The sequence below is a fragment of the Kitasatospora sp. NPDC057738 genome, from assembly GCF_042798815.1.
In the GTDB taxonomy this organism is placed as follows: Bacteria; Actinomycetota; Actinomycetes; order Streptomycetales; family Streptomycetaceae; genus Kitasatospora; species Kitasatospora lactacystinica.
The window spans coordinates 80,174-85,393 of sequence record NZ_JBHVJT010000019.1 but is presented as its reverse complement, the minus strand read 5'-3'; the positions used below and the strand labels follow the sequence as shown (position 1 = coordinate 85,393).

Annotated in this window: 4 protein-coding genes; all 4 read right to left on the bottom strand. The window is 75.8% G+C overall.

The annotated features are described in order from the left end of the window. Positions 1 to 148: 148 nt before the first annotated feature. Positions 149 to 2,158: an NHL repeat-containing protein gene (locus ACFVGO_RS13300; protein ID WP_380631800.1), complete on the bottom strand. Its 2,010-nt coding sequence runs from the start codon at positions 2,156 to 2,158 to the stop codon at positions 149 to 151. A 164-nt stretch (positions 2,159 to 2,322) separates the two neighbouring features. Then, entirely contained in the window at positions 2,323 to 3,159 is an 837-nt protein-coding gene (locus ACFVGO_RS13295) for an aldo/keto reductase (protein ID WP_380631798.1), read from the bottom strand. A gap of 101 nt (positions 3,160 to 3,260) precedes the next feature. Next, the gene (locus tag ACFVGO_RS13290; RefSeq protein WP_359910797.1) at positions 3,261 to 3,686 is read right to left on the bottom strand and encodes a heme-binding protein; all 426 of its coding nucleotides are present in this window, start codon (positions 3,684 to 3,686) and stop codon (positions 3,261 to 3,263) included. A gap of 29 nt (positions 3,687 to 3,715) precedes the next feature. Next, on the bottom strand, positions 3,716 to 4,918 hold the full coding sequence (locus ACFVGO_RS13285; protein WP_359910799.1) for an MFS transporter: 1,203 nt from the start codon (positions 4,916 to 4,918) through the stop codon (positions 3,716 to 3,718). Positions 4,919 to 5,220: the final 302 nt, after the last annotated feature.

The following is a 5,220-nucleotide window of genomic DNA, read 5'->3' as shown; positions in this document are numbered from 1 at the left end:
ACAGGAACTACGCGGGGGAGGAGAGCGCGGCCGGCGGAACGTGGAATCCGCCAGTCGTCGGTGGCCTTCGAGCTAGCTGATCCACAGACCGGAAGCAGCCTGGACTGTTGCCGCGGCCGCGGGGGCGACGGGGGCCGGTCAGGGCCGGTCAGGGCCGGCCGGGGCCGCCGAGGTCCGGGGTCGCGACGGGGGCGGCGGCACCGACCAGGAGGACCAGTTCGTGGCCGCCGGGATTGGTCCGCACGGGCACGGTGCGCCAGTTGTTGGCCAGCCACACATTGCCCGACGGGTCGATCCGCAGGCCGGTGTTGCGTTCCAGCCCGTCGCTCGGGTAGCCGGTGTCGGGCGGCGAGATCGGCTGCCCCGTCGCGAAGCCGGGCGGGCAGGCGGCGAGGTCGACGCCGCACAGCCGGGCGACGCGGTGGCCGCCGAAGTTGGCGACCCACACGGTGTCGTCGCCGTCGACGGCCACGCCCCAGGGCAGGAACAGGCCGCCGCCGGTGAAGGGTTCGGGGGCCGGGGTCCCGTCGGACCGGATCAGGGTCACCGAGGCGCCCGGGCGCGCACCGGCGTCGCCCGCCGCGGCGGCGTCCGCGAGGTCGCCCGCGGTGCCGTCGCCGCAGGGCACCGGCAGGATGCCGCTGTTGGAGACCCAGGCGTTGCCCCGGCTGTCGGTGGCGACGCCCAGCGGCCGCCGCAGACCGCCGCCGGTCACGGCCCGCTCCACGGTGCCGTCCGGGGCCAGGACCTGCACGCTGTCGCTGCCGTTCCCGCTCACCCACAGCCGCCCGGCGGGGTCGACGGCGGCACCGAAGGGCTTGTGCAGGGCCGGGGTGGGCACCTCCCGGGCCCGGGTGGCGTCACCGTCGGGGATCCGGGCCACGCTGTCCGCACCGCAGTTGGCCACCCACACGGTGCCCGAGCGGTCGGCGGCCAGGCCCTGCGGCTGGACGATGCCGCCGGCCCGCCAGCCCTCGGGCGGGGAGAGCACGGTGCCGTCCGGCGCGAACTGCGAGACGCTGCGCTCCAGCGGGGTCGGGTCGATCGGGCAACCACTGCCCTGGAAACCGAAGTTGGCGACCCAGGCGGAGCCCCGGGCATCCACGGCGACCCCGAAGCCGGCACCGTACAGGCCGCCGCCGCGGTAGGGGGCACCGGGGGCGTCCCGGCCGGTGGGGGTGAACTTCAGGACGCTCTCGCCGCCGCAGACCGGGACGGCGGGATCGGCGTCGTAGCGGTAGTTGTTGCTGACCCAGGCGTTGCCCTCGGCGTCGAAGGCGATGTTGCCCGGCCCGTCGATCTCCCGCCCGTTGCCGCCGTAGCGCAGGGCCACGGTCCAGGCCTCGGGGGCGGCGGGCAGGGCCGGCCGGTAGCGGGGAGTGGTGTCGGCGAGGGCGAAGAGCCCGGCGGCGTTGTGCCCGGGGTCGTGGGCGATGTCCACCGCGGCCCGCAGGGTGTCGCGGGGCCGTTCGCGGCCGGGGCGCCGGGCCAGGTCGAACAGCTGCTCGCAGGCGCCGCCGGTGACGCAGGCGGCGAGCAGGTTGGCGAGCGTGTTGAACTCCGCCATCGTCGAGGTGAGGGCGCCGTTGGGCGGGTCGGCGAGCGTCGCGGCGATGCCGCCGGTACCGGTGTCGGCCAGGTTGTGGGCGATCCCGGCGGCGTTCTGCAGCCCCGGACGGGGGCCGGCCACGCCCCGCGGGCCGGTGAAACGGGCCAGGGCGTAGGCGACGGCCACCGTGGTGCGCTCGTTGACGACGAGTTCGGGCGGGGCCTGCGCCCCGCTCAGCACGGCGGCCAGCGTCACCGGCCCCTGCGGCGGGCCCTGCCCGTCCCCGCCCCGCGCGCCGGCGGGCCCGGGCAGATCGGCGAGCACGTACAGCACCGCGCGCGGGTCCCCGGGGCGGCGGTAGTCCAGGACGAAGCGCCCGTCCCGCCCGCTGCGGGCGCGGGCCAGCACCCGGGGCGCGGCGCCCGCGCCGTCCCCGGCCCGGTAGAGCGTCACCTCGGCGCCGCCCAGCGGGGCGTCGCCGCTGCGCACCACCCCGCGCTGGCCGTCCGGCTGCCCGCCGTGCGGGGCGGGGGCCGCCGCGTGGGAGGGTCCGGCGGCGAGCTGGGCCAGGAGGGCGGCGGTCAGCAGGACGCCGCGGCGTCGGCGCATGGGGGCTCCGTTCGGCCGTAGGGGGACGACGGCCGCTGGACCGTCGTCCCCCTGCCTGCCACACCGGCGCCCCGCCCGGGCGCATCCGGCCGCGGGACGCGGCGGAAATTGCCCGGTACGGGCGATCCGGTGCGGGGCCCGTGCCCGGTCGGCCGCCGGCGGGGTCAGCTCGCGTTGAACTGGTCCGGGTGCGGGCCGGTGCGCAGGTCGCGGTCGCCGGCGGCGATCGCGGCCATGTCCTGCTCGGTCAGCTCGAAGCCGAAGACGTCGAGGTTCTGCCGGATGCGGGCCGGGGTGACCGACTTGGGGATGACGATGTTGCCGAGCTGCAGGTGCCAGCGCAGCACGACCTGGGCGGGGGACCTGCCGGTGCGCGCGGCGATCGCGGTGATCGCCGGGTCGTCCAGGACGGCGCCCTGGGCGAGCGGGCTCCAGGCCTCGGTGGCGATGCCGTGCCGGGCGTGGAAGGCGCGCAGCTCGGCCTGCTGGAGGCCGGGGTGCAGCTCGACCTGGTTGACGGCGGGCACCAGCGAGCTGTGGTCCAGCAGGCGCTGGAGGTGGGCGGGCTGGAAGTTGGACACGCCGGCGGCGCGGATGCGGCCCTCCTCGGCGAGGCGCTCCAGGGCGCGCCAGGAGTCGGGGTAGAGGTCGCGGGCCGGGGTGGGCCAGTGGATCAGGTAGAGGTCGACGTGGTCCAGGCCGAGCTTGGCGAGGCTGGCGTCGAAGGCGCGCAGGGTGGCGTCGTGGCCCTGGTCGGCGTTCCACAGCTTGGTGGTGACGAACAGGTCCTCGCGGGCCACGTCGGAGGCGGCCAGGGCGCGGCCGACGCCGGTCTCGTTGCCGTAGACGGCGGCGGTGTCGATGCTGCGGTAGCCGGCCTCCAGGGCGGAGGCGACGGCGGCGGTGGTCTGCTCGTCGGGGACCTGGAAGACGCCGAAGCCGAGCTGGGGGATCTCGACGCCGTTGTTCAGCTTCACGGTGGGGATGTCGGGGGTGGTCATGCGCTGTCTCCTTGGGGCGGTGCGGTCGGTGGGGGCGGAGCGGAGGGGCCGGGCGGCGGTGCGGTCGGTGGGGGCGGAGCGGAGGGGCCGGGCGGCGGTGCTCACCGGGCGAGTCGGTCGAGTGCGGCGGCGGCGAAGGAGTGGTCCTGCTCGGGGGCGCCGCCGCCGACGCCGATGGCGCCGATCGGCCGGCCGTCGCGGTGGACGGGGATGCCGCCGGCGATGAACAGCAGCGGGCGGTCCAGCGCGGTGGGCAGGGAGTGGAACGGCCCGTCGGGCTTGACCAGGTCGACCAGGTCGGCGGTCGGGGCGTTCAGCTGGAGGGCGGTGTAGGCCTTGCGGGTGCTGGTCTCGCCGGAGATCAGCACGGCGCGGTCGTCGCGGCGGAAGGCGAGCAGGTGGCCGCCCGCGTCCAGGACGGTGACGCTGACGGTCACGCCCGCGGCCTCGGCGGCGGTCCGGGCGGCGTCGACGAGGAGTTCGGCGTCGGCGGTGGTGAGCGGGGCGACGGCGGTGGTGGTGCTCATGAGGTCTTCTCCGGGGTGGGGGAGCGGGGTCAGTGGTGGGCGGGGACGGGGGCGGCGGCGGGGGCGGCGGCCGCGGTCACCCGCCCGGGGGTGCGGCGCTCCAGGGCGGCGGACCAGAAGGCCAGCAGCAGGGCCGCGCCGGCGAGGACGGCGCCGACCCAGTTCGGGGCGGTGTAGCCGAGACCGGCGGTGATGACCATGCCGCCGAGCCAGGCGGCCAGCGCGTTGCCGAGGTTGAAGGCGCCGATGTTGACGGCGGAGGCCAGGGTGGGGGCGCCGTGGGCCTGGTCCAGGACCCGCTTCTGGAGCGGGGGGACGGTGGCGAAGCCGAGGGCCCCGACCAGCAGGACGGTGACGGCGGCGGCGACCTTGTTGTGGGCGGTGAGGGTGAACAGCGCCAGCACCACGGCGAGCCCGCCGAGGGTGGTGTAGAGCATCGGCATCAGCTTGCGGTCGGCGTAGCGCCCGCCCAGCAGGTTGCCGAGGAACATGCCGACGCCGAACAGCACCAGCAGCCAGGTGACGGAGCCCTCGGCGTAGCCGGTGACGTTGGTCATCATCGGGGCGATGTAGGTGATCGCGGCGAAGACGCCGCCGAAGCCGAGTACGGTCATCGCCATCGCGAGCAGCACCTGCGGGTTGCGGAAGGCGGTGAGCTCGCGGCGCAGGTGGGCGCCCTCGGCGCGGGGCATGGCGGGTACGAGCCGGGCGATGCCGAGCAGGCCGAGCACGCCGAGCGCGGCGACGCCGGCGAAGGTGGCGCGCCAGCCGACGGCCTGGCCGATGAAGGTGCCCAGCGGCACGCCGACGATGTTGGCGACGGTCAGCCCGGTGAACATGGTGGCGATGGCGCCGGCCTTCTTCTGCGGGGCGACCAGGTCGGCGGCGACGACGGAGCCGATGCCGAAGAAGGCGCCGTGGGCGAGTGAGGTGACGATGCGCCCGGCCAGCATCACGGGGAAGGACGGGGCGAACGCGGAGAGCAGGTTCCCGGCCGTGAACAGGCCCATCAGCAGCATGAGCATGGTCTTGCGGCCGATCCGGGTACCGAGGGCGGTCATCAGCGGGGCGCCGACGACCACGCCGAGGGCGTAGCCGGTGACCAGCAGGCCCGCGCTGGGGATGGAGACGCCGTAGTCGCCGGCGATCCGGGGCAGGAGGCCCATGATCACGAACTCGGTGGTCCCGATCCCGAATGCGCCGATGGCCAGGGCGATGAGAGCGAGAGGCATGGGCCCGAACCCTTCTGTGATTGCTTGAGCTAGCGCCTTGCGTGCTTAAACAATAGTTGCAGACGCGCGATAAGTGCAAGCGAGGGTATGGGGCATTCGCCATAGGTTGCACGCGGCACAGGTTGCATGCGCCATGGGTTGCATGCGCAACGGGGTGGGGCGGACGGGAAGCGCGACCGGGCCCGGGGGGGCGGCAACGCGGGTGGGTGGTTGGGGGGGAGGGGGAGCGGGGGGGGGGGGGGGAGGGGGAGGGGTGGAGTGGGGGGGGGGGAGGGGGGGGGCGGCCGCGCCTCCTCCCCCAC